General features: G+C 43.2%; 18 protein-coding genes. 16 read left to right on the top strand and 2 right to left on the bottom strand.

The window, feature by feature from the left end:
* Window positions 1-85: 85 nt before the first annotated feature.
* Both AB9P05_RS04955 and AB9P05_RS04950 read left to right on the top strand, forming a co-directional pair.
* The gene (locus AB9P05_RS04955; RefSeq protein WP_371907699.1) at window positions 86-2,164 is read left to right on the top strand and encodes an aminotransferase class I/II-fold pyridoxal phosphate-dependent enzyme; all 2,079 of its coding nucleotides are present in this window, start codon (window positions 86-88) and stop codon (window positions 2,162-2,164) included.
* A 23-nt stretch (window positions 2,165-2,187) separates the two neighbouring features.
* A complete protein-coding gene (locus AB9P05_RS04950) occupies window positions 2,188-3,255 on the top strand; it encodes a VOC family protein (protein WP_371907698.1) in 1,068 nt (355 codons plus the stop codon).
* 191 nt (window positions 3,256-3,446) lie between these two features.
* On the opposite strand, the gene AB9P05_RS04945 is transcribed toward AB9P05_RS04950, so the two are convergent.
* A complete protein-coding gene (locus AB9P05_RS04945) occupies window positions 3,447-3,938 on the bottom strand; it encodes a DUF4440 domain-containing protein (protein WP_371907697.1) in 492 nt (163 codons plus the stop codon).
* 443 nt (window positions 3,939-4,381) lie between these two features.
* Between AB9P05_RS04945 and AB9P05_RS04940 the strand changes: the two genes are divergently transcribed.
* Both AB9P05_RS04940 and AB9P05_RS04935 read left to right on the top strand, forming a co-directional pair.
* The gene (locus AB9P05_RS04940; protein ID WP_371907696.1) at window positions 4,382-6,817 is read left to right on the top strand and encodes a family 16 glycosylhydrolase; all 2,436 of its coding nucleotides are present in this window, start codon (window positions 4,382-4,384) and stop codon (window positions 6,815-6,817) included.
* A 129-nt stretch (window positions 6,818-6,946) separates the two neighbouring features.
* Window positions 6,947-8,470, top strand: coding sequence for an IS1182 family transposase (locus AB9P05_RS04935; RefSeq protein ID WP_371911333.1), 1,524 nt, complete (start codon window positions 6,947-6,949; stop codon window positions 8,468-8,470).
* Window positions 8,471-8,790: 320 nt separating this feature from the next.
* On the opposite strand, the gene AB9P05_RS04930 is transcribed toward AB9P05_RS04935, so the two are convergent.
* Window positions 8,791-9,588 (bottom strand): hypothetical protein, encoded by a 798-nt coding sequence (locus AB9P05_RS04930; protein ID WP_371907695.1) that lies wholly within the window; start codon window positions 9,586-9,588, stop codon window positions 8,791-8,793.
* A 181-nt stretch (window positions 9,589-9,769) separates the two neighbouring features.
* Between AB9P05_RS04930 and AB9P05_RS04925 the strand changes: the two genes are divergently transcribed.
* The 12 genes from AB9P05_RS04925 to AB9P05_RS04870 all read left to right on the top strand — a co-directional run bounded on the left by AB9P05_RS04925 (window position 9,770) and on the right by AB9P05_RS04870 (window position 23,955).
* The gene (locus AB9P05_RS04925) at window positions 9,770-11,044 is read left to right on the top strand and encodes a DUF418 domain-containing protein (protein WP_371907694.1); all 1,275 of its coding nucleotides are present in this window, start codon (window positions 9,770-9,772) and stop codon (window positions 11,042-11,044) included.
* Window positions 11,045-11,463: 419 nt separating this feature from the next.
* Window positions 11,464-13,059, top strand: a complete 1,596-nt coding sequence (locus AB9P05_RS04920; protein ID WP_371907693.1) for an RNA-directed DNA polymerase — start codon at window positions 11,464-11,466, stop codon at window positions 13,057-13,059.
* Window positions 13,056-13,787, top strand: coding sequence for a hypothetical protein (locus AB9P05_RS04915; RefSeq protein WP_371907692.1), 732 nt, complete (start codon window positions 13,056-13,058; stop codon window positions 13,785-13,787). The genes AB9P05_RS04920 and AB9P05_RS04915 overlap by 4 nt, the downstream gene beginning before the upstream one ends.
* Window positions 13,784-13,909 (top strand): hypothetical protein, encoded by a 126-nt coding sequence (locus AB9P05_RS04910; protein WP_371907691.1) that lies wholly within the window; start codon window positions 13,784-13,786, stop codon window positions 13,907-13,909. Before AB9P05_RS04915 ends, AB9P05_RS04910 begins: the two co-directional genes overlap by 4 nt.
* A gap of 286 nt (window positions 13,910-14,195) precedes the next feature.
* The gene (locus tag AB9P05_RS04905) at window positions 14,196-15,380 is read left to right on the top strand and encodes an ATP-binding protein (RefSeq protein ID WP_371907690.1); all 1,185 of its coding nucleotides are present in this window, start codon (window positions 14,196-14,198) and stop codon (window positions 15,378-15,380) included.
* Window positions 15,381-15,548: 168 nt separating this feature from the next.
* Entirely contained in the window at window positions 15,549-16,526 is a 978-nt protein-coding gene (locus AB9P05_RS04900) for an acyl-CoA thioester hydrolase/BAAT C-terminal domain-containing protein (protein ID WP_371907689.1), read from the top strand.
* A gap of 143 nt (window positions 16,527-16,669) precedes the next feature.
* Entirely contained in the window at window positions 16,670-18,103 is a 1,434-nt protein-coding gene (locus AB9P05_RS04895) for an amidohydrolase family protein (protein WP_371907688.1), read from the top strand.
* Between the two features lie 181 nt (window positions 18,104-18,284).
* The gene (locus AB9P05_RS04890) at window positions 18,285-18,974 is read left to right on the top strand and encodes a helix-turn-helix transcriptional regulator (RefSeq protein ID WP_371907687.1); all 690 of its coding nucleotides are present in this window, start codon (window positions 18,285-18,287) and stop codon (window positions 18,972-18,974) included.
* Between the two features lie 71 nt (window positions 18,975-19,045).
* Window positions 19,046-19,996, top strand: coding sequence for an alpha/beta fold hydrolase (locus AB9P05_RS04885; protein ID WP_371907686.1), 951 nt, complete (start codon window positions 19,046-19,048; stop codon window positions 19,994-19,996).
* A 477-nt stretch (window positions 19,997-20,473) separates the two neighbouring features.
* On the top strand, window positions 20,474-21,028 hold the full coding sequence (locus tag AB9P05_RS04880) for a hypothetical protein (RefSeq protein WP_371907685.1): 555 nt from the start codon (window positions 20,474-20,476) through the stop codon (window positions 21,026-21,028).
* A gap of 423 nt (window positions 21,029-21,451) precedes the next feature.
* Window positions 21,452-22,216, top strand: a complete 765-nt coding sequence (locus AB9P05_RS04875; protein WP_371907684.1) for a hypothetical protein — start codon at window positions 21,452-21,454, stop codon at window positions 22,214-22,216.
* 1,007 nt (window positions 22,217-23,223) lie between these two features.
* On the top strand, window positions 23,224-23,955 hold the full coding sequence (locus tag AB9P05_RS04870) for a DUF2625 domain-containing protein (RefSeq protein ID WP_371907683.1): 732 nt from the start codon (window positions 23,224-23,226) through the stop codon (window positions 23,953-23,955).
* Window positions 23,956-23,978 lie beyond the last annotated feature (23 nt).

The following is a 23,978-nucleotide window of genomic DNA, read 5'->3' as shown; positions in this document are numbered from 1 at the left end:
CTCTTTATATGTTATGGGCAAATCCTATATGTGGATAATAGCTAATTCACTGAAATTAAATATTGGTTTAAATTAAAACTGAGCTATGCTGATTGAACAAGATTACTCTATGTATACCGAAGAGGATCATAGCACATGGGCCTCTTTGGTTAATCGTCACCTGACGGAAAATCTAAGTCTTACGTCGAAAGAATACCAAAACGGATTCGACCTGTTAAGGCTTGAAGGGAATGATAAAGTAGCGAACATTCCTTCACTAAGTGAAAAACTAAAGGAAGTGTCAGGCTGGAAGCTTATTCCTGTAACCGGACTAATTCCCACAAAGGATTTCTTCTATCAGCTTATCAATAAGGAATACCCTGTAACCGTATATTGCCGGAAACCGGAAGAACTCGATTTCAGTGAATTGCCGGATATTTTTCATGATATATATGGTCATATTCCTTTATTGACTAATGAGAAATTCTTCAGATTCCTCACCAAGTTTAGTATTCTCGCACTGAAGTATGCGGAAGATCCCATGGCTGTTGAGTTTCTGGGGCGCCTTTACTGGTATACTTTCGAAATGGGCGTAATATGGGAAGGCGGTGAGCTAAAGCCTTATGGAGGAGCTATCGTTACCTCAAAAACAGAAATAGAAAACCTTAATTCCAAGGAAACTTCTATTTATCCGTTTGACATACACCACATTCTGAATACTCCGTATAACCCCTACGCGTTACAGAGCCAGTACTTTGCTGTCAGAAGCTTTGATGAGCTATTCTATAGCCTGGAGGATTTGGAAGAGCAATTGATTAAAAATTTGGTTTACACCTCTCAAACTTCACAAGTGCCTGAACATCATAATATTAAGCTTAATACAGCCCTCAGTACGAACTTTAAGAATGTTATTGGCTTCCTTAACGACATTCAATTTAAGTTCCCTAAAGCGGTTTCTCTGGCGGCTGGGCAGCCCGACGAGTCCTACTTTAAAATAGATGAAATCAATGAGTACTTTGAGTCTTACATTGATTACCTGGAAAGTAAATCTAACCAAAGCCGGGATAAAATAGCCAATAGTGTGGGGCAGTACGCCAAAACACAGGGTATAATCAATGAGATCCTTTGCGAGTTTCTTAGAAAAGACGAAAATATTACTGTAAAGGAACACCAGGTAATCGTGACCGTGGGTGCGCAGGAGGCTTTTGCAGTTATCACGGCTACTTTATGCAACCGGGAAGAGGACGTGATCCTGATGGAAGACCCTACCTATATTGGTCTGGGAAGCTTCTCCAAGACCTTTGACTATGAGACCGACTATGTGGGTACCAGCGATACAGGGATAGACCTCGAAGCCCTGGAAGAAAAAATACTGGCTCACCGGGAGAGAAAGAAAAACGTCAAGCTGGTATATGTAATTCCTGACCATCAGAATCCTTCTGGTGCATCTATGCCAGTGGACAAAAGGTTATCTCTTCTCAGACTGGCTGAAAAGTATAACTTCTATATTATTGAGGATAGTGTGTACAACAGCTTCACTTACCTTGATAAAACCCTTCCCACACTCAAGTCGCTGGATAAATTCAGGAGAGTACTGTTTGTTACCTCTTTCTCCAAGTCAGTTTTCCCTGGCTTGCGGGTAGGATTGGTAGTGGCTGATCAGCAAGTCATGGGGACCGATGGAAATGTGATAAGCCTGGCTCATGAAATGGTAAAGGTAAAGGCCAGTCTGACGAATAGCACACCTACTATCACTCAGGCTATACTGGGTGGTCTGTTGTTAAGGCAAGACTACAGCCTCAGTAAATACAATTACGAGAAGCTGCAGAGCTATCGTAATAAGCTGAACACAACGCTTGAATGTCTCGATAAATACATTGGTTCTTTCACCAGCACATGGGCAAGCGATATCTCATGGAACAGGCCTAAGGGTGGCTTTTTCCTTAGCCTGAAGGTGCCTTTTGAATTGTCTGACGCTGAAGTGGTAAAATGCGCCGAGGATTTTGAAGTGATCATTTGTCCTATGGCTTACTTCCACCAGAAGGGCGGGGGCAAAAATGAGATAAGACTTACCTTCTCAAACCTCACTCCTCAGGAAATTGAAACTGCCATCAGCCGGTTAGCTAAATACCTGGAAGCCTCCATAGCGGTAAGGTCACAGGGCGCTAAGGCTGACGCTAAATAATCTATCAACTTTAAATAATTATCATGCTAGATCATATTGAAATTATTGTGCCATTAGCCAAGCCACTGGCATACTGGCACACGCAGGCACTGGGCTTTCAACAGACTGCCGTATACAATGAACAGGGAAAGGTTTCTTACCTGCTGGAAAAAGGCTCTATCAGGTTGCTGATAACGAGTGCTTATGACCGCTCGGATAAATCGGAAAGTGTTCTTTCCTTTATTGGTGCTAATCATACCGGTGTGCGTCGCATTGCTTTTCAGACAGATGACGTAGAAAAAACCTGGCATGAGGCAATTAAGAAAGGAGCGATTCCTCTGGCATCACCGGCTAACGTAACAGATGACGAGGGCTCGGTGGAAACGGCAACTGTAAGGCTATATGACAAGTCTGAAATCTGCTATATCTCCCGCAAAAATTATAAGGGTCACTTTATGCCAGGGTTTGTCCCTACGGCAACCGGTAAGGGCAATCCTGGGATAAGCTTTGAGAAAATTGATCATGTAGCCAGTGAGGTAAGGGTTAATGAGATGGCTTTTTGGGCTAAGTACCTAAGCCAAAGCATTAATACTGAGCTGATACAGGAAATACCAAGCGGGCCCGAAAATACCACAGGTATTGCCCTGATGATCAATAAAATACCTTCCTCAGACCTCACTTTTGTGATTGCGGAACCAGCCCAGCCCGGATTAGATAACAAAATCCAGGGTAATATAGACCAGTATGGTTCTGCTGTACACCACCTGGCTTTTGCATGTGGCGATCTGCTGTCTACGGTAGAGACCCTTCATGAAACAGGTGTTGAGTTTGTGGAATTCCCTTCGGCCTACTACGATCTGCTTCGGGAGAATGAAGATCTGAAGGACCTGGATATTGACAGGCTTGAACGCTTGGGTGTGCTGGTGGATAAGGAGGGAGATGGCTACCTTCTACAGAAGTTCATTAAACCTTTCAGTGATATGCCCTTCCTGTTTTATGAGCTGGTGGAGCGAGTGAATGGCTACACAGGCTTTGCGCTTAAGAATATTAAGGTGCTGAAGAAGGCAGAAGAACTTCAGATCATGAAGCAGCGAGAGCCGGAAAAGGTATAACATGCCATTTTAATCCTTATTTGGGGGCTAATACCGCATTGGTATTAGCCCTTTTTTTTATTGCTGGTAACGGGTTTGCTTCCCAGGCTTCCCTGGCGTAAAGAGACCAGGGGTGGCAAGGTGGAATAATAGATGGTATAAGAAGCGGTGCGCTTTGGCTTTTTGCCCGGAAGTCTGCCTAAAAAATGGCTTTATTCTAACCTTCGGGTGTTTGCGACTTCTCTGTGAAGCTTCCATTTGCCATCGGTTTTATCTTTTTTAAGTACGGCAAGAAAGGTTGCTGTGAGCTCCACAGGTTGACCTGCTTCATTTGTATAGTAAGTTGAACTCATGCCAAAATCGTAGGCTACGCTGTCGCTTACGATTATTGTTTCCGTAGGCCTCATTACTAAGCTGTCATAATGAAACTCCCCTGATGGATTGCTACGCAATGCCTTAAATGGCTCCCATGCACCACAGTCCGGGGTGAGTGATTTTACATTCTGTGTTGAATATTGCCTCAGGTCGCTAAATCTGCCTTCCTTTATGGCCTGCTGAAACCCGGCCCTGGTTTCTTCAATGGATGCCAGCTCTGCCTGTACATCAATCTCTTTTTCTGGCTGAAGGTCGGGCTCCCGGTTTTCACTTGCTTTGGCACAGGCCATTAAGCCGGCCATTATTAACAGGTATATGAGGTTTCTCATTTGCTTATGGGTTAGGTTGAGTTAATAGGTTTACATCAGGTATGACTGACATAGACTTAATTTAGTGAATTAAATTTAATATTACGATACTGGTTTTCAGATTTATGTGGCTTAAGCCACAGGCACTTTGTGGTGCTAGGGTTGTGAGGGTTGATGGTGTTATATTACATATTTTATATGTGCTGTTCCGGTTTTTAAATCTGTAACAGGTTGTGACCAAAAACACGTGCTATGCACCCGTACTTAGCGATTCTTGTAAATTGGAATGGTTAAAATCCGAAGGGTAATAAATAAATCACGCAAATTCATTCATAGTTGATTTGGCTAAATGGCAGGGTGTTTTTGAATGTAATTTATTCAAATGGTTCAAAACAAATCGGGGGATTTGTCCTTGCATTTACACCGATATTTAATAGTATATGTATTGCACTAATTCAACAGTTATGAAACATACCTACTTATCTGTATTCTTTTTATTACTCATTAACTTATCGGTACACGCGCAGTGTCCTAGGCTGGTGTGGAATGATGAGTTTGATGGCGCCTCTCTTGACCTGACAAAGTGGGAGCCTATGATAGGCGATGGTTGCCAGGAGGGCATCTGTGGCTGGGGTAACAACGAACTGCAGTACTATCAGTCTGAAAATGCTGTAGTTAACAATGGTACACTTAAGATCACTGCCAAAAAGGAGAGGGTGAAAGGTAAGGCATACACCTCTGCCCGCTTACGTAGCAAGGGGCTGGCGGACTTTACTTTCGGCCGCTTCGAGGCACGCATCAAATTGCCTACAGGCCAGGGTCTGTGGCCTGCCTTTTGGATGCTCTCTACTAATGAGCCGTATGGGGGATGGCCTCAAAGTGGTGAAATCGACATCATGGAGTACCTGGGACAGCATCCTGATGAAGTATTTGGCACGATCCACTACGGTGAGCCTTATCCTGATAATCAATTTACAGGTACGGACTATACGAAGTATGATGGCTCTACCTTTGCCGAGGACTTTCACGTGTTCGCTATCGAGTGGGAGCCTGGTGTGATCAGGTGGTACGTGGACGATGTGTTGTATCAAACGCTGACCAGCAGCGACGTAGCGCCTTTCAACTGGCCTTTTGATGCTACTAACCAGATGCATTTTCTGCTGAATGTGGCCGTAGGAGGTAATTTGCCAGGAAGCCCGGACGAAACCACTCCTTTCCCCAGCACGATGGAAGTTGACTACGTAAGGGTCTATGAGGGAGGCTTTAATCCGTCTGTTTCCGGGGATCGTCTGGTAGCTTACCAGGCTGCTGGGGAAAGCTATACTGTAAATAACGCCGGTAGCAACGCTACCTTTAACTGGACGGTGCCTGCGGGAGCTACCATAAGCAGCGGTGCCGGAACCTCTGCGATTGCCGTAGACTGGGGAGACACTGGCGGGGTAGTAAGCTGTGAGGTAACTAACGGCTGTACGACAACAGTTAAAAGCATCAATGTAACGGTAGCGCCTAACTACGTGTATGATTTTACTTTTGAAAACTTCGATGCGCCAGGTACAGTAAGCCTAAACTCTTTCACGGGCTCATTGACGGAAGTCAGTAACCCGGATGCCTCCGGTGTTAACACTTCTGCTATAAGTGCAGAATATATTCGTAATAGCCAGGAGCAATATGATGTGATTGCCTATAGCACGTCAGCTATAGCAGATGCAGATGTATACAGCGAACGTCTGGAGAAATTCTATATGGATGTGCTGACGCAGGCTCCTGCAGGTGCCGAAATTCTGATACAGCTTGAGAATAGTGCGGTGGCTACGGCTACCAACTATCCGTCAGGCCGACATAGCCGCTATGTGGGTAAGGTTACTCAAAACGGCTCGTGGGAGCGAATAGCGTTTGACCTTCTGGACCAACCCGATGGTACTACAGACCCTGCGGCTGTAGATCGGATCATTGTGCTGTTTGCTTCTAACTCTTTCACGGGGGATACTTACTACTGGGATAACTTTGATAGTTATATAGCAGATACGGGCTCAGGGACGGATAATGTGTCGCCGGTTGCCTCTTTTACCTTCAATGCGACTGACCTTGCAGTAGACTTTGACGGGGGAGGCAGTACAGACAGCGATGGAAGCATTACGGCGTGGAGCTGGGACTTTGGAGATGGTACTAATGGCAGCGGGGCTAACGTGAGCCACACGTATGCTGCGGTCGGTGACTATACAGTAGCCCTTACCGTTACTGATAATGAGGGTGCCACAGGCCAGACGAGCCAGGTTGTGAGTGTTACTTCCTCTAATACAGGAGGGCCTGTATCCATGCATGTGCAGTCCATAGTGACGGGTACTGCCAGCGCGGGCCGTGGCTCTAAGTCGGGCACGGCTGTGGTAACTATCCATGATGACCAGGAAAACCCTGTAGCGAATGCTACTGTGTCGGGCAATTTCTCTGGAACTATCGCTGAATCGGTATGGGGTGTTACGGGGGCTGACGGGACAGTAACCCTCAACACTACGGCAACAGCCAGCGGAAATGTGATGGTGAATTTCTGTGTGACTGATGTGACGCATGCGTCGCTGGCGTATGATGCGGGTATGAACGATATCACCTGTACGGGAGCAGGAGCGCGCCTGAGTCAGGACCAACGTGTGGACTATGTGTTAGAGGCGTTCCCTAACCCTGCATCTGAGCAGATGCACATAGCGCTTACCAGCGAGCGGGAGGGTACGGTGCAGCTTAAAGTCATCAGCACCAGCGGTGAGGTATGGAGTGAGATTGAAAAAGATATCCGGAAGGGTAATAATACCATACAACTGGATGTGCAGCAGTTGCCAGAGGGGCTATATTTTATCAGCGGAACCCTGAATGACAGATCAATGAGGTATATGTTTATGAAGCACTAGTCAGGTAAGACGATAGTAAAACAAAGAGGCTGTCTCAAAAGGCAGCCTCTTTTTTTTGGAGTTGGCCATAAAAAAAGCGAGGGCATTACTACCCCCGCTTTCCAAGATGTGATATCTTGAGTTGTGTCAATAAGCGAAAAGATAGTTTTTAAAGACTACAACCCCAAGCAAATTATGCTTTTACCTCCGAGCCTGGAGGAGTTAATAGAGGCAGACCATCCAGTTCGGGTGGTCAACGAAGTGGTCGATCGTCTTGATATTGCCCCTCTATTGACTGGTTATAAGCCTGGCGGTACATCAGTATATCATCCAAGGATGCTGCTTAAAATATTGATTTACGGGTATATGAGTAATATCTACTCTACCCGCAAGTTGGAGGCAGCTATTGGTCAAAACGTTCACTTCATGTGGTTGGCAGGTATGAACAAGCCTGACCATAACACTATTGCCCGTTTTCGATGCGATCGGTTGAAAGATAGCCTGAAGGTGATCTTTGCTCAGATTGTAATGTTCTTAGTTGATGAGGGCCTACTGGACTTAAAGACAGTTTACACCGACGGCACCAAGATAGAAGCCCAGGCTAATCGCTACACGTTTGTGTGGGGCAGGTCTATTAAGACCAATACCGAAAAGATAAGCCAACAGCTTGAAGAGTTGTGGGACTATACCCAGCGGGTGGCAGAAGACGAGTTATATCAGGAAAAGCCTGATTTTAGCAAAATCGATGCTCGAAAGGTTAGTGATACTATTGATAGGATTGACCAGGCACTCACGGGCAAGAAGATAGCAAAAGGGAAGAGGCAGAAGCTTACCTATGCACGAAAAAACTGGCCTGGGAAGCTGGCTGAATACCAGCAGAAGCAAGCTATACTGGGACAACGAAACAGCTATTCAAAGACTGACCACGATGCAACCTTTATGATGATGAAGGAAGACCATATGCGAAATGGACAGCTCAAGCCGGGCTATAACCTTCAGATCAGCACCTCCAATCAATACTTGGTAAACTACACGATCCATCAAAATCCTACCGACACCCTAACGTTACAACCCCATCTTAAGAACTATCAGCAGTTATATAACACCCTGCCTGACACTATATGCGCTGATGCAGGATATGGTAGCGAAGAGAACTATGACTATCTGAAAGATAAAGTAGAGAAGGCCTATGTAAAGTATAATTACTTCCATAAGGAGCAAACCAGAAAATGGAAGCAAGACATATCTAAATCTCAGAACCTGCATTACAACGAAGAGCAGGATAAGATCTATTGCCCGGCAGGCCAGCCAATGGATCATATAGGAAAGCGAAAAACAAAAACTAAGTCGGGTTATGAACAAACTTATGCACAATATCAGGCCAGAAACTGCCTGGAGTGTCCATTAAGGAGCGGTTGTTTTAAAGCAAAAGGCAACCGGATAGTTGAGATCAATCATAACCTTAGAACTCACAAGCAAAAAGTGCGGGATATGCTTATGAGTGACCAGGGAATAGCTCATCGCAAGCAGCGACCGGCAGATGTAGAAACTGTGTTCGCAGCCATCAAACACAACCGGGGCTTCCGCAGATTTATGATGCGGGGAACAGAGAAAGTCGAAATAGAAGCCGGACTACTGGCTATTGCACATAACCTGCTCAAAAAGGCTTCATAGAGAGCCTGTTTTCTTCGCCAAAAGAAAACAGATCATCAATAGCATTTACAGCAGATGAGCCTGGAAAGAAAAAAGTAAAGGCTGCCTCAACACTTTTGAGACAGCCTCTTTTGTTTTAAAGGGCTTATTTGCTCCAATATTTTATCGTTTCTCCAGGTTGGTGGTCACCTGCCTTCATGGTAATAGTAAGCGGGTAGCTATCATCACTATAAAAAGTGCTTATATCAAAGTGGCTTAGTGCCACGCAGTCTCAACTTATTCCTGCACTAAGGTGAATTTAGTGGTTTTCTTAGCATTCATGGCACCACTGGCTTTCATACTCATGAGTGCATCATAAGTGAGCCAACGCCCTTTATCGATAGAAAACTCAGCGACCCCCTGACACGAAAACATGAGCATGGTGGGTCTTTTGGCCCCTGCCCCCCATAAGGAAGGATAAAGTCACCATCTACATACTCTACTACATTATACTTTAATACAGCGACTGTCTCCCCTTCTACTTCTTTGATTTCTGTAAGGGTTACTTCATTTACCCTATAGGCACTATCGCATGCAAAGTTCTGGTCATTGGAAATCAAGCTAACATCCAGAGGCCACTTGTCTCCCACTTTTACCGGGCCAGCAGGTAGCTCAAAAAGCAGGGCAACCATATTCTTTTGCTGACTCTTCAGCCAGAAGCTGTGAACACCGCCTGACTCATATACCGAGCCGCGTAACACGACTCCCTGGCCTATTGACTTTGATCCTTTCGCCGTTTTGCCGGCTTTTGAGTCCGTCTCATCCGTGGTGCTTGTGGGCTGGGCAGACATGAGTATGTCTACCACACCCTCCTCATTAGCGGTAAGAGTGGTTACATAGTCCAGGTTCCTAATGCGTTCATTAAGCTCCCTGAACAGTGGTTTGCTATTGTCAATGCCTTTAGAGGTACTATCTGAAAGTGAGCGGAGCAAGCCGCCAAAGTCCATTTCTACGGATGAAGGTTCTATGTCCTTCATTACGGTGCCGTAGGTGAGGGTGTCATTATTATCGATCTTCCATCTAAGATCAATCGTTTGGCTTTGCTGGCCTATGGCGACAGAGATAACAAAAACGAATAAGAGTGTAAGACAGGATCTCATGGGAATCATATGATTTTTCGCCAGATAGTAGCGTAAGACCACGTTCCCGGAGGTGTTCGCTGTTCATCGGCTGCTGTTCTGACCGGAATTCGTGTTTATTTGGCGTGTAAAAATAGTTAAATGGCATTAATTTACCGAATTAGGGCTATGATACGCTAATACAGGTACCGCAACTATTTACATGGCCACATCAATAAAAGCAACTGAATCTGCCGGCAGAATCCGCTCTCTGGACTTCCTGAGGGGAATAGCCATCCTTGGGATTCTGTTTATCAATAGTGAAAACTTCGCTTACCCCAACCCGTGGAGTCCCTGGAAGTACGGTTACGAAGGAGCCATAGACTATTCCACCCGGTTTTGGGTCTACTTCCTAACTCAGGGGAAGTTTTACACCATGTTTGCGCTGTTATTTGGCGTGGGTTTTTACATTTTTCTTGAACGGCTAGAGAAAAAGCAGTTAGGGCTTCGCGCCATGGATATTTATGCCCGGAGGCTACTCTGGCTATTCGTTATCGGGGTTATTCATGCTTATTTTATCTGGGATGGTGATGTTTTATATCATTATGCCCTATGCGGTTTCTTGCTGTTTCCGTTCAGGTCCTTTAAGACTACGAGCTTACTGATAATTGTGGGCTTCTTATGCGTGCTGCAGCTAGGCGGGTCTTACGAGCAAACTCAAAAAGTGAATAAATGGCAAAGGGATTACAGAGCAGCAATCAATATCCCGGTAGCTGAACGGACAGGCGCAGACCTTAAGAAGATTAGTTTTTGGGAAAGCCGCACCCGTCAAAAAGAGCCTGACACTACCCGGGTGGAGGCTAAAAAGGAAACGTATTTGACCGGGGTAATGGAAACATATGATCATGCGAGTGTACACAAAGGGCTGGTTTATTATCAGAGCCTGTTATTCCCTTCATTGATTGTTATGATCCTGGGCATAGTGCTTTACCGGTCCGGTATATTTCATGATTATCACCATTGGAAGCACTACTGGGCCATATCTCTGGCGGTACTAGGTATTGGCTTGATCATTAATTATGTAAGGTATTATCATTGGACGTATGAATATTTTGAGCCAGTAACGGATGTCTGGAAAGGCTGGCTTTTCACCTTCCCTAAAGAAATACTAGGTGTAGGCTATGTACTGACCCTAAATGGGCTGTATCAGAAATTTCTTGTTTCTTCCCGGTTGGACATGATCTCTAAAGTGGGTAGAGCGGCTCTTTCTAATTATATCTTCCAGAATATCTTGTTAGGGCTGCTATTCTATGGGTATGGCTTAGGGAAGTACAATCAGTTTTCCAGGGTGGAGCTATTGGGGGTTGTAGTCATCATTTGGTTTATACAGATAGGACTAAGCTGGTTATGGATGAGCAGGTTTGAGCAGGGGCCTTTGGAGTGGGTATGGAGAAAGCTTACTTACAGGAGCTTTAATGAGGCTAGGGATAAAAAGTGAGGGACTGCCTGAGACATTAATATTGTACCACCCGAATACAGGATGCAGAAAGCCGGACCACCGAGTGTCGGACCACCGAGTGTCGGACCACTGAAAGCCGGGCCTCTCCCACAGGAGGGGAATTACTGTTTAGCATGATAGCTATGGCTACCTTAAGGGTAATAGCTGTTAATATTCCGTGTCTATCTCCTGGAGCAAGCCTTTCAGTGCTTGTATTCTCCGGATGTAAAACACCCACATATAGGCAATGAGAAGTATTTTTTTTATTGGTAAAAGATTAGTGGGTTCTATGATCACTTGTTGAAATTTTTCATAAAGGTATCAGAATGACTAATTTTGATACCTTATATACTACCTAATGGTTTTCTACAACTATAAAAAAGAGTTGCAACAAATCGTACAAAAAGATTCAGAATACTATGAAATCAAATTTTGAAAAGGCACTGCAAAATATTATCCAATTTGGGGATACAGATATTTTTCCTTTCCCTTTTGAAAGGTACTTATTTGAAGAGATGTATGACGAGGTATTGAAATTATTAGGTTCATATCATGCTGATTTTGATAAAGCCATAAATCAGTCACCACCCCTAACGTTGGTCAAATTGAGTCAGGTAGGGTATTATGGGTTTAGGAAAGCAACTCTGATAGAACCGTTTTGGAATGCGTATTTTTTAGGCCTTGTAATTTCAATGGCCGAAAAAATTGAAAGCTCTAGATTAAAGGAAGAGGAAAAAATTGTTTTTTCCTATAGATTTGAATGGAATAAGGAGAAAGGCGCCCTTTTTAAAGATTCTAATTGGATTGATTATAAAAGGCAATGCGTTGAGCATGCGAAATCTCACTCATTTGTATTACAGACTGACATCTCTAATTTCTACCCGAGGGTTAATCATCATAAGTTGGAAAATGAACTAAAAAGACTTGACCCATCTAGCGATACGCCTAAAAAGATAATTAAATTACTCAGTCACTTTTCTAGAACAATTTCATACGGACTTCCAGTTGGGGGGCCAGCTTCTAGACTATTAGCTGAATTAGCATTGAATCATGCCGATTTTCATTTATTCTCAAGACGTATTGTTTTTTGCAGATATGCCGATGATTATACAATTTTTTGTAAAAGTGAATCAGAAGCTTATAAAGTTTTAATATTATTATCTGAAAAGCTATCCAATGATCAGCTTGGACTTCAAAAGGGTAAAACCAAAATATTAAATTCAGCCGAGTTTATTGATATTCATAACTTCCTTGATCCTAGTCCAGTTGATGAAACGGGACTGGAAGATGAACAAAAGCTTTTGAATATTTCAATTAGATTCGACCCTTATTCTGCCTCTGCAGTTGAAGATTATGAGGAATTGAAAAATGCAATTCGAGAAATTGATATTATAGGTATCCTTTCTAAAGAAGTAAACAAAACCAGAATTGACCAAACAGTAACTAAGCAAGCAATTAGTGCTATTAAAGCCCTCTCAAAAAATGATCAATTACAAGCACTACGAATCCTTTTGGACCATAGTAACTTAATAACTTTATCTCCGGTTTTTACAACTATTATGAGGGCTGTTCGCAGTATATACGAGGGACTTGAGGAATATGTCCAAGATTTAATTGATAATAGCTTGATTGAATTGTTTATAAATGAGAGTTATCTAACTAAGATAGAATTAAATTTGAATTATATAATTCAAATTTTGTCTCTTAAATATTCTTCAGAAAAGGAATCCCTCTTTATTGAGCTATTTGAAAGTGAAACAAGTCACCTATTAAGGCGTCAAATAATTGTTGCAATGACTAATTGGGATTGCCACTATTGGCTAGTAGATGTTAAAAATCAGTTTAATACTCTTACAACTTGGGAAAGACGGGCTGTAATATATTCATCTTATTTTCTTGCAGATGAGGGAAGACATTGGAGAGAACATAATAAAAAATCTTTTGGTGAGGAAGAAATAATAGTAAGGGACTGGTTTAAGGAAAGGAAACAGAAAAATAAACAAGTTTTGGTATGATTAATGAAAGGGATATTGCTGAAAAATTCAGTGCTGTTTGGAAGTCAAATTTCCCGCTATTAACTCCTAATTTTATCAGGGTTTATAATGAAACTCAAGTTATTAAAATTAATACTAATTCTATTCTGAAATCAGGTGAGTTAAGATATGATTTAGTATCAGAGGTGGCTTTTAATATCTCAGCAGAGATATATAGAAATGAATGTAAGGTTGAGGAATTCTTGACTGATATTGATAAAATGAGACTTATTTTAAGAAAAGTTGTGAAATTAATTTGGAGGTCTGAAGGCGATAGTGGCATTGACGTGATTTTGAGTAATGATGAAGAGGATGATGTTAAAAAAATCACTGAAAATATTTTAGAATTTCTCAATAAATTTAGCGGCGATAAAGTTGAGTTCAAGCCTGAGATAAAAGGTTTTGGATTTATCCCAAAGCTGGAGGCAGATTTGTCAATTGGCACCACATTATTTGAAATAAAAACTGTCACTAGAAATTTTAAATCTAGTGACTTTAAACAGCTTTTTCTTTATTTGGCTTTAAGGCAGGTTAGCAACCAAAGTAATTGGGAGTATGCTGGGCTATATAATCCTAGAAGGGGAGTTTATTGTCGTTTTCACATAGGAAATATGGTTTCTAGCCTTTCAGGTAATAAAACCCCAAACGAGGCTTTTGATAATCTCTTAAATAGCCTCGTCAGGGATGTTGAAATTGATACTAAATTTTGAAATTCGAAATTTTTGGCCGTAAAGAGGCAGACCTGATCCTGCTAAATGGGAATCCATTAGAAGACATTCGCCACAGCCGGGATATCGAGGTGGTGTTATCCAATGGTGAAATAATGAATTAAGATCAACCAAAAGGGACTGGCGCATGGCCCTGTTGCCTGATCGGCTTTTATCGGGGCATAAAGTCAGCAGGGACATGGCATTATTTCCTTACCCAGGTCGCGGGAAATTGGGAGGGCCCTGTAGCGAGGTATATCCTTAAGGAGGATAAAATAAGGTCAGACCTTTTACTAACCTTCTTTCAAGGGTTACCATGGTCCGCCTTCTGCCTGAAGGGCACCACAAATGAGCCTGTCTGATTTGCTTATGGGGCTGATTATGATATTTTGGAAGCAAAACCATGGTAAGATGGAGCATTCAGACCCTGAAATACAAAAAGATATAGAGCATATCCTGCAAATTCCGTCTATGCCTTTAATGCTAAACGTTATTTGTAAATCTACAGGAATGCGATTTGCTGCTATAGCAAGAGTCACTGATGAAAAATGGGTGACGTGTATCTCCCAGGATGAAATCAATTTCGGATTGAAACCAGGGGATGAATTAGAATTACAAACCACTATTTGTAATGAAATAAGACAACATCATAATCCTGTTGTCATCGATAAGGTCTCAAAAGATGCCACATACTGCACCCATAAAACGCCTATAAAATATGGCTTTGAGAGCTACATATCATTTCCTATATATCTAGCTAACGGGGAGTTTTTTGGCACATTGTGCGCTATTGATCCTGAGCCAGCTTCTTTGAAGAATAAGGAAACAGCGGATCTATTTAAGCTATATACAGAGTTGATTTCATTTTATCTGGATTCTGCAGAACGGTTACGTAAGACCAAGGAAAACCTCATAGAAGAAAAGGAAATTGCCAGGCTCCGGGAAACGTTTATTGCCATACTAGGGCATGATCTCAGAAACCCTTTGTCTGCCACCAAATTAAGTGTGGATCTTCTGGACAGGCTTGATCTTCCTGAGGAGGCTTTAAAGCCTATAAAAACGATAAAGACCTCTTCTTCCCGCATGCAGGAGCTTATAGATAATCTGTTGGATTTTGCGAGAGCCGAATTAGGAGAAGGGATAAGTTTAGAACTAGCCAACAACCCCAGGGGGTTAGACGAGGAACTAAAGGGTATCATTAAAGAGTATCAGGCAGTTAATCAATCCCACGTGATTAAGCCCAATATTTCAATAAGCAAGCCGTTTGCATGTGATATACGCAGGATCGGGCAGTTGTTTTCGAATTTATTGGGCAATGCTATTAAACATGGTGCAGCAAATGAACCAATCGATGTGACTGTTATAGTGGGTACTGATAGCTTTTCTATAGCTGTAGTAAACACCTCTAATCATATCAGTAAATCGAAACTGGAGAATATTTTCAAACCCTTCAAAGGAAACAGCACAGAAAATAATTCAAATGGGTTGGGGCTAGGGTTATATATTGCTTCAGAAATAGCCAAAGCCCATAAGGGCAAAATTGACGCCTGGTCAGAAAATGGTAAGACAGGATTTGAGTTTACTATGCCTATATGATATTGTCACGGCGGCCTTTTGGGCCCTTGATGATCTCTGTATACCAACCCCAGTACATTCTCGTCAAAATGTAGCCCGATTGTTACCACTAATTTCAATGTACTCTTCCTGAATCATGCGTAATGGATTCGTATATTGAGCCTTAGGTACAACCTGATAAACATGAGAATGGGAGCCAAAATATTCATTGGAGGCATAGCGTTTATGGCCCTGTTAGTGGCAGGCTACCTCTATTTGGATGGCCTATTGTTTGATGGGGTAAAGCCCAGGGAGGTCAGCGAAAAAGGCTTTAAGGGGACTCTGTTCGCTAAAAACGAGATACAAAACCGGCCTGCCATCGTGCTAGTAGGGGGAGGTGACTGGGGTGATTACTGGGGGCAGGAGTTTGCAAAAGCCAACTATGCAGGTCTGTCACTACCCTATTATCGTATGGAAGGGCTGCCTGAACGTATGGAGGAAATTCCCCTGGAATATTTCGAAAAAGCCATTAGCTGGTTACAGGAGCAGCCCGAAGTGAATCGGGATAAGGTAGTGGTAATGGGCGCCTCAAGAAATGCCGAACTTGCCCTGCTGGTTGCTTCTTACTATCCCGAATTAGTTGATGGGGTTATAGCTTACAGCCCTTCGGCTGTGAGTTGGTCAAATACAGTGCTTCCATTTAACTCGGATGAGATCAAACCAAGCTGGACATTTAATAATAAGCCTGTGCCCTATATCGCTATGGCTAAGTTAAGGGGTGGTGAGACGGACATCATTGAGACCTTACCTTATTGGAGAAAGGCCCTGGCAGATAGTAATACTGTGCGTAGCGCTGCAATTCCTGTGGAGAATATAAACGGGCCTATACTACTGCTTTCCGGGCGTAAGGATGCTGTATGGCCTTCGGCAATGATGAGTGATATGATAGCGAATAGAATCGGAGCCAGCTCTTTCGGTTTTCCCCTTGAAAACATTCAATATGATAATGCGGGCCATTTACTATCTGTTAACCCTAACAACTCTTCACCCATGAGACATGGACGTATGATGGTGGATGGTAAGGAGTACAGTTTCAGCTTTGGCGGCACGGAAGAGGGGAACCGTGTGGCCCGGGAAGATGCGCTAAGGCAGGTCTTTAATTTCTTATCAGCAATAGCGAGTGAATGAATACCGTAGGCAGGACTTACCGGTATTGGCGGACTCTGGCTTTTAGCGGCTCTGTAAATTTACCCTTACGTGGCTTATGATACTTTCAGGAAGTACAATCTATTGCTAGATTCACCCCTGCTTGTTTAACAATTAGTAAATGGATGAGAATACTTAAGGGCCTGTTGACATTTGTCCTGGGACTCACTGGAATACTGCTACTAACGGTGATAGTCATACATTGGATTGATACATCAGGGACGAGCTACCTGGATATTGATAAGAATGAGCCCTCACTTGATAATTCCTGCCTTATAACTCATGTGAATGTAATTCCGATGAATGCAGACACTGTTTTAGAAAATAAAATGGTGTACATAAGGAATGGGGTCATTGAGAAAATTGCTGATAATATAGCCATCAGTGGCGTTGAGGTTTTTGATGCACAAAACAAATACATGGTGCCGGGCCTGATAGACATGCACGTTCATATTTGGGACAAATATGAGCTGGGTCTTTACTTATCCAACGGAGTCACTGCGGTGCGTAACTTATGGGGCATGCCTATGCACCTTAGGATCAAAGAAGAGGTGATGAGGGAGGATATACTGTCTCCTATGTTTTTTACGACAGGTCCAAAACTAACGGGCACCGAATTTATTGGTGACGACAATCTGAACGTGAATAGTCCGGCTGAAGCCAGAGAAAAAGTGATCACCTATAAGGACAAAGGCTACGATTTTATAAAAACATACTACGGGCTGGATAAGGAGCTTTTTGATGCTGTCATTGAACAGGCGGGCGCTTCGGAAATCGACATTGTTGCGCACCCTTCTCAGAGAGTGCCCTTTGGGTATCATTTGAACCCTCAGATAAGGTCTATCGAGCATGTGGAGGAGATAGTGCAGCAGCCTTTGGCGTTTGATTTAGACAGCGGCAAACTGCAGGCTGTTGTTGACGAGATCTCACGGGCTGATCATACCAGGTATTGCCCTACTATCACTGTGTTTAATAATATCTATCAGATGCTGATTGATGATGGTATACTGGATTCGGATTCATTAGCCTATATGAATCCGCTGATCAGGAAAGTGGATAGTGAAAATGAATATAAACGCTGGTTTAGGAGTAAGCAAAAGGATACTGGTGTAGTGAGCAGCATAAAAAGCCAGCATGATTTTCATATAACCATTGTACGGCGGCTGCATGAGGCCGGGGTAAATATAGTGTGCGGTACAGATGCGGGTATTGGTATTACTCTCCCGGGGTTCTCTGTACACAGGGAGCTGCAATTCTATAAAGAAGCAGGTCTTTCTAACTATGAAGTGTTGAAAACCGCTACTGTATATGCGTCTCAGACACATGCTATCATGAATAACATGGGGACTATAGAACCGGGGAAAGTGGCTAATTTACTGATAACGCAGGAAAACCCTCTTATTTCATTGTCTGCCCTGGAAAGGCCTGCTTTCGTTTTTATAAAAGGGCGTAGATTGAACAGGAAAACGTTAGACTCTTTTAATGAAAAGGCTAAGAACAGGAGGAACCTGCTGGCCACGGCACTGAGGTATGCGGAGAACCTGGTAGTGGAAAGGTGAATGCTTGATTAGGTGAGGGTGTTAGAATAGATTGAATAGTAATTCTTCCGGTACCAACTGATGCCTGGAAGTACCGGGCAGGTAATGAACCGTCTAAAGATATCCCTGGATCAGGCTGATGGTTTACCACACGTATATGGTAATTGGCTCAATGGTGTAGGCCATTGGAATGAATAAAATAATGGAATATTCTGAAGTAAACAGGCTATCCCGCTTAACAGCGATTTTAATTCAAATACAGACAAAGAGAATTGTCACGGCTTCTGCATTATCCCGGAAATTCCAGGTCAGCACCAGGACTATTTACCGGGACATTAAAGCATTAGAGAACGCTGGGGTCCCTATTCTGACCGAAGAAGGAAAAGGCTATAGGTTAATGGAGGGGTATAAGATTCCGCCCGTAATGTTTACAGAAAAGCAAGCCAATGCGCTGATCCTTGCAGAACAGTTAGTGTTGAAAAATAAAGATGCCTCTTTCGTCAAAGATTATACGGAAGCGATTGATAAAATAAAGTCAATACTGGGGTATACTCTCAAAGATAAAGCGAATATACTTGCGGGGAGGACTCAGTATAATGAAGTTCTCCATCAGGAGCGCAACAGCAATAACCTGTCGGATATCCAGTTTGCACTTACCAATCACCAGCTGGTAAGTATAGAGTACATTAATAAGGACCAATTTAAAACCTGCAGGGTGATAGAGCCATTTGCCCTGTTAAGCTCGGAGAATTGGTATCTGATTGCCAGGTGCCGTTTACGCGAGGCGTTTCGCTTTTTCCGGTTAGACAGGATTCAAGGCATAGAGGTACTCACTGAAACCTTCACACCCCATAAAATGACGCTGCAGGAGTATTTTGATAAATACCACTAATTCCTTCCTACCCTTGACATAGGGCTGTCACAGGCTGGCTTTACGTTTGTGTCTCATTAACTATAAATAAGATGACCAACGTAAGCGAAACACAGCCGGATGTAATGGCTTTTCCTGAGCCCACCCTCATTCCTGTCAATGGCATTCAGCTGGAAGTATTTGAAGCAGGCAGCCATAATGCAGGCAGGCCCATTGTACTCTGTCATGGTTTTCCCGAACATGCCTTTTCGTGGCGGCATCAGATCCCGGCACTTGTTCATGCGGGCTACCATGTGATCGTGCCAAATCAAAGGGGCTATGGAAACTCATCTTGCCCTGCGGAGGTGACAGATTATGACATAGAACATCTGACGGGTGACCTGGTTGCCCTGCTGGACTATTACGGCTACCAGGACGCTGTTTTCGTGGGGCATGACTGGGGGGCAAATGTGGTATGGAACCTTGCTCTTTTGCATCCTGAGCGCGTTAGCAAAGTGATAAACCTGGCCTTGCCTTACCAGGAAAGGGGAGAAAAGCCGTGGATAGAGTATATGGAAGAAGTATTTGGCGAAGACTTTTATTTCGTACACTTTAACAGGCAACCCGGTGTGGCAGATGCCATACTGGAGGAGAACACAGCCCGGTTTCTGCGCAATCTGTTTCGTAAGAATACCCCTCCTGTACCCCCGGGGCCGGGCATGGTAATGATTGATCTTGCCACAACGGATGAACCTCCCGGTGAGCCTTTAATGAATGAGAGAGAGCTGTCGGTGTTCGTTTCTGCCTTCGAGTCATCAGGGTTTACCGGCAGCATCAATTGGTACCGAAACCTTGACCGCAACTGGCATCTGTTAGGGGATGTAAAACCAATGATTCTGCACCCGGCTTTAATGATATATGGTGACCGTGATGTAATCCCTAAGTCTGAAACCTTAAAAGACTTCGCCCCGAATGTAGAGGTGGTCAGGCTGGATTGTGGACACTGGATCCCTCAGGAAAAACCTGAAGAAACCAGCCAAATAATTATAAAATGGTTACAGTAATAGAATGGCTGAATGAGTGGCTAATATGTAAGTCTGGCAAAATGGCCTACAGTAGGGGGCTTTACTGTTTTGGGTAGTCCCCCTGAACCGGGCCACCCAGGCTGAATTTACCCGGTGTACTTTTCGCTTGTACCAGAGGTATAGGAGCCAATTATCTGCCAGGAGAAACATATGTATTGGGGGCTCCATTCAATGGGCGTGATACGCAGTGTGATACGCTATCGAACGATTTTGGTGCGGATATGTCAGTAAGAGGCTCATGCCTGTGTTTGGTGTATAATGCCGGACGTAGCAGAAGGGTCGTTGGAGTTTCCCTCCGGTGTTTTAGTTTTTCTTTTTTCACACATCTACGGCAAAAGACAAACTTTAAAGCTCTACCAACCGGATAGGAAAAATCTTAATAGGGTTTCCTTTAGTAATTTGAATTACACTAAATTAAAATCTTAATACTATATAACCAAGCTACAAAAACCAACTATGTGGAGGATAATTAGCTGCTGGCTAGTACTGGCTATGCTGGCGGGCTGCCAGCAGGATGAAGTAATAAACCCTGCCAAGTCAGAAAAGGATAAAGGGCCAATTGCTCTATATCAGCAAGATTACTTTAAGCCGGTGGAGGATATAACTAATGAGCCTCACCTGCTCAACGCGCTAAGGGAGCTGCGACCGGAAACACTAACAAGTGAAAACTTACTGCTCACAAAATATGGCCCTATAGCCTCTGATAAGATCAGAAAGGGTCAAATGACAGGGTCAGATAAAATTACGTACTACCTTTATATAGACAACCTGAGACGGAACCTGACGTGGACAGACCTGGTGCTGAAAATAGCTCCCGGCAAGCCGGTAACTGGCTACACGCGGCATTACCAACCCACCCAGAATTGGCTTTATGATACTAAAAACCTACGAGGCAATACCTTTAGCGGAACGGTCACTACCCAGCGGCTGCATGGGAAGGTGCAGCATAATATGGTATATGAAAGGGGTATTCCTAAACGCGTGTATGCCGTTACGCCAAACAGCCAGTGAGATGACGACCTTGGGGAACCAATAGGGGGTGACTATGGAGACTATCCCGCCCCGGGTGGTGGTGATGGAGGTGGAGACGGGGGTGGTAGTGTCCCAGGGCCTGGTAACGGGTGTATATACTTTACCGCCCCCAGCTTAATACCTAATGTTACGAACCTGTGGGAAGATTGTGGCTCGGGACCCCGGATAATATCTACCTTCTCCGGGGCCTGTGACGATTACGTAGACCCTGACGCGGGGGGCTATGGAGGAGGTGGTGCGGGTGATGATACCTCTGACCCACCGGGTGAGCCTGAGCCGGATACCGAATATAATCCTGAAGGACTGAGGGCGGCAGTACTGGCCCTGACGCTGGAAAATGATCCTGATGCGCTGATAGACCTGCCCTGTGAAGCCCTGGAACACTACCAGGCAATAGCTACTATGGAGATGCCTGCTGAGGTGATAAACAGGCTGCAAGCGCTGGAACAGAACAGGACAAAATGGGAGAAGCTGGCGCCTTATACTGCATGGGAGATCCAAAGCCTGAATGATGCCAGTGGCTTTCAGGTAAATCTGGACCACTACGGTGTGACAATAAATGAACTACCAGGCGGGATGAGCGCTGAACAACTACTGAGCCACATACGCAGGAATATTAATGACTTTGTGAATTCGGATATATCGGTATTTACTCCACACCCGGACCTGCCGGGTGAGGAACTGCTATGGCATGGGAGTCCATTGGCCTCTATAATACAGATTGATATGTATAATTTTTTTGGTAACGTAGATGATGGTACGGTTATTTGCTCTGACTATCAACCTGCCTCCTGGACGTTTTCTACTATCAAGTGCCCTGCTGACTTTCAGCATCCTGTAGCGGGTAACCGGAAATTTGCCATAGAGCAAAACCCCGACGGAAGCTATGAAGTATATACCTCCGGCGTAGACAGAATAATGGCAGGGTCAGATGAGGCTGTTGCAAATTTATCAGAAATCCTTAGAGGATATAATGCAGTATTTGATTCAGCAGATGATCTCTGGTCGAGCTTTCAGGATAAGGTGAGTGAATTTGTGAATGAACATGGAGGTACAGCCACAGTTCCGGAGATTAGGAACAGTGGCGCAAGGATAGATTACTATAAAATTGAGGCTTACCTAAAGGGGGAAATTGGGCTATTAGAGTTAAGGAATGATTGCGATTGAAGAATTCAAGTAGAGCCATTATATAATGTTGTCTTATGAAGCTAAAATATCTTATTTATGTGTTTATTGCTTATTACATATATAGAATTGGGTTTGTGGGCTATTTGGCGCTTAGTATCTTGAATGAAAATAAGTTTGAGGATCAAAAGTCAACATACCTATCTGCGTTGGGCTACAATTCAATATATTTTGGAACATACGTTTTAGGAGTACTTGTCATTTTTTTGCTACTTTATCGGCTTTTTGTAGGAAGGATTACTGATGGGGTGTTTAAATTATTGTATGTTTTGATGATAGCCACATACGCTATTGAGCTAATTGCAGGCAGAACCATTTTCTCAATTGGGTACCCATGAAAGCTAGTAAAATCACCTATCTATTTACATTTTGTTACCTCTATAAAATATGTTTTGCATTGTATTTATTACTCAAATTAATATTTACAGACAAAGCGAGTTTTGAACGATCAAAGTTTATTCTGCCCTTGGTAATGAGTGCTGACTATGTCGGTTTTTATCTATTTTTAGCCACCGCCTTATATCTGGTGCTTTATCGCTTTTTTGCGGGTGAAATTAGCAGCAGGCCATTTAAGGTACTGTACTTTACGTTTGCTCTGACTTTTGTGATAGAGTTTTTGGTGGGAAAAGTTATTAATACCTACTAGGGGGGGTGGAGAATAATAGAATTGTTGAGTAACAGAGTAATTGAGTTTTGAGTGATGAGTTTTTAGTTACGAATTGTGAGTTAGATAGGGAGACGGGGTGCATACAACCCCTGGAGAGCGGCCTGGTGGGGTTTTAGTTATGCCACATATAATATGCCACATATAAAAAGAATAGTTTTTTTAGTAATAAAGAGAAGCCGAAGGAAATATATTCTATTCGGTGTTTTTGGCATGGTGCTTAAATCGCCTTGAGAGTAATATATAAAATTATAAGTTAGATTCTCACTATCTTATAATCCGTTAGAAGAATATTTATCGTTACTTTGAATCTAAAAACTGCGCTATGAGACTAATATCCCTGCTTATCGGGTTGTTTTTCACTTTGTCAGCTTTTGGACAAGACTCCAGGATGAGAGAATTAAATGAGTTAATAAATGAAAATGACCCAGGTTGGCCAATTGTAAAAGGTTGGATTTCTAATGCCACTAATCATGTGGAGGTTCTACCAAAAGATAACACACGGGCTGATTCTGCTTTATATCAATCCCAAGTGACTACACGTTCCCCTATGGGAGCAGTAATCTATGAGACTGGTGGTATATTGGTTGAAAGTGGGTGGATTAGAATACTTGGATCTGGTTCTGATGAACTTAACAGGAGTATTATGGACTGGAATAAAGGAAAGTCATTTTCTGAAATCGGAAACCCACCATCGTTTTTATTAATAGCAGACGATGTACTTGGAGGTTTTTATGCAATCAATGGTGGAGGCATTGAAAGTAAAAATATCGGCAAGGTATATTATTTTGCTCCCGATACATTGACTTGGGAAAATACCGGGTTAGGCTACTCCGATTTCTTAATATTCTGTTTTCAGGGAGATTTACAGGAGTTTTATAAGGGTCTGCGTTGGGATAATTGGGTTGATGATGTTTCAGCACTGGATGGAAATCAAGGCATATTTTGCTACCCTTATTTATGGAGTGAAGAAGGGAAAGACATTAATAAGGTGCGGAGGAAGCCTGTGCCAGTACAAGAATTGTGGGATTTTTACATCGCAAATACTCATAAATAATGATGGCCTTTGTTCGAGCAAGG

Source organism: Roseivirga sp. BDSF3-8, from assembly GCF_041449215.1.
Taxonomy (GTDB): domain Bacteria; phylum Bacteroidota; class Bacteroidia; order Cytophagales; family Cyclobacteriaceae; genus JBGNFV01.
The sequence above is the reverse complement of the archived record's forward strand: the minus strand, read 5'-3'. Positions and strand labels throughout refer to the sequence as shown.

Bases quoted from the DNA above. Each gene is read 5' to 3' on its own strand.
- AB9P05_RS04925 (WP_371907694.1), top strand. From the start codon at position 9,770: ATGGCCACATCAATAAAAGCAACTGAATCTGCCGGCAGAATCCGCTCT.
- AB9P05_RS04955 (WP_371907699.1), top strand. From the start codon at position 86: ATGCTGATTGAACAAGATTACTCTATGTATACCGAAGAGGATCATAGC.
- AB9P05_RS04940 (WP_371907696.1), top strand. From the start codon at position 4,382: ATGAAACATACCTACTTATCTGTATTCTTTTTATTACTCATTAACTTA.
- AB9P05_RS04880 (WP_371907685.1), top strand. From the start codon at position 20,474: ATGTGGAGGATAATTAGCTGCTGGCTAGTACTGGCTATGCTGGCGGGC.
- AB9P05_RS04895 (WP_371907688.1), top strand. From the start codon at position 16,670: ATGAGAATACTTAAGGGCCTGTTGACATTTGTCCTGGGACTCACTGGA.
- AB9P05_RS04885 (WP_371907686.1), top strand. From the start codon at position 19,046: ATGACCAACGTAAGCGAAACACAGCCGGATGTAATGGCTTTTCCTGAG.
- AB9P05_RS04875 (WP_371907684.1), top strand. From the start codon at position 21,452: ATGGAGATGCCTGCTGAGGTGATAAACAGGCTGCAAGCGCTGGAACAG.
- AB9P05_RS04915 (WP_371907692.1), top strand. From the start codon at position 13,056: ATGATTAATGAAAGGGATATTGCTGAAAAATTCAGTGCTGTTTGGAAG.
- AB9P05_RS04905 (WP_371907690.1), top strand. From the start codon at position 14,196: ATGGAGCATTCAGACCCTGAAATACAAAAAGATATAGAGCATATCCTG.
- AB9P05_RS04950 (WP_371907698.1), top strand. From the start codon at position 2,188: ATGCTAGATCATATTGAAATTATTGTGCCATTAGCCAAGCCACTGGCA.
- AB9P05_RS04945 (WP_371907697.1), bottom strand. From the start codon at position 3,938: ATGAGAAACCTCATATACCTGTTAATAATGGCCGGCTTAATGGCCTGT.
- AB9P05_RS04870 (WP_371907683.1), top strand. From the start codon at position 23,224: ATGAGACTAATATCCCTGCTTATCGGGTTGTTTTTCACTTTGTCAGCT.
- AB9P05_RS04900 (WP_371907689.1), top strand. From the start codon at position 15,549: ATGGGAGCCAAAATATTCATTGGAGGCATAGCGTTTATGGCCCTGTTA.
- AB9P05_RS04890 (WP_371907687.1), top strand. From the start codon at position 18,285: ATGGAATATTCTGAAGTAAACAGGCTATCCCGCTTAACAGCGATTTTA.
- AB9P05_RS04920 (WP_371907693.1), top strand. From the start codon at position 11,464: ATGAAATCAAATTTTGAAAAGGCACTGCAAAATATTATCCAATTTGGG.
- AB9P05_RS04930 (WP_371907695.1), bottom strand. From the start codon at position 9,588: ATGAGATCCTGTCTTACACTCTTATTCGTTTTTGTTATCTCTGTCGCC.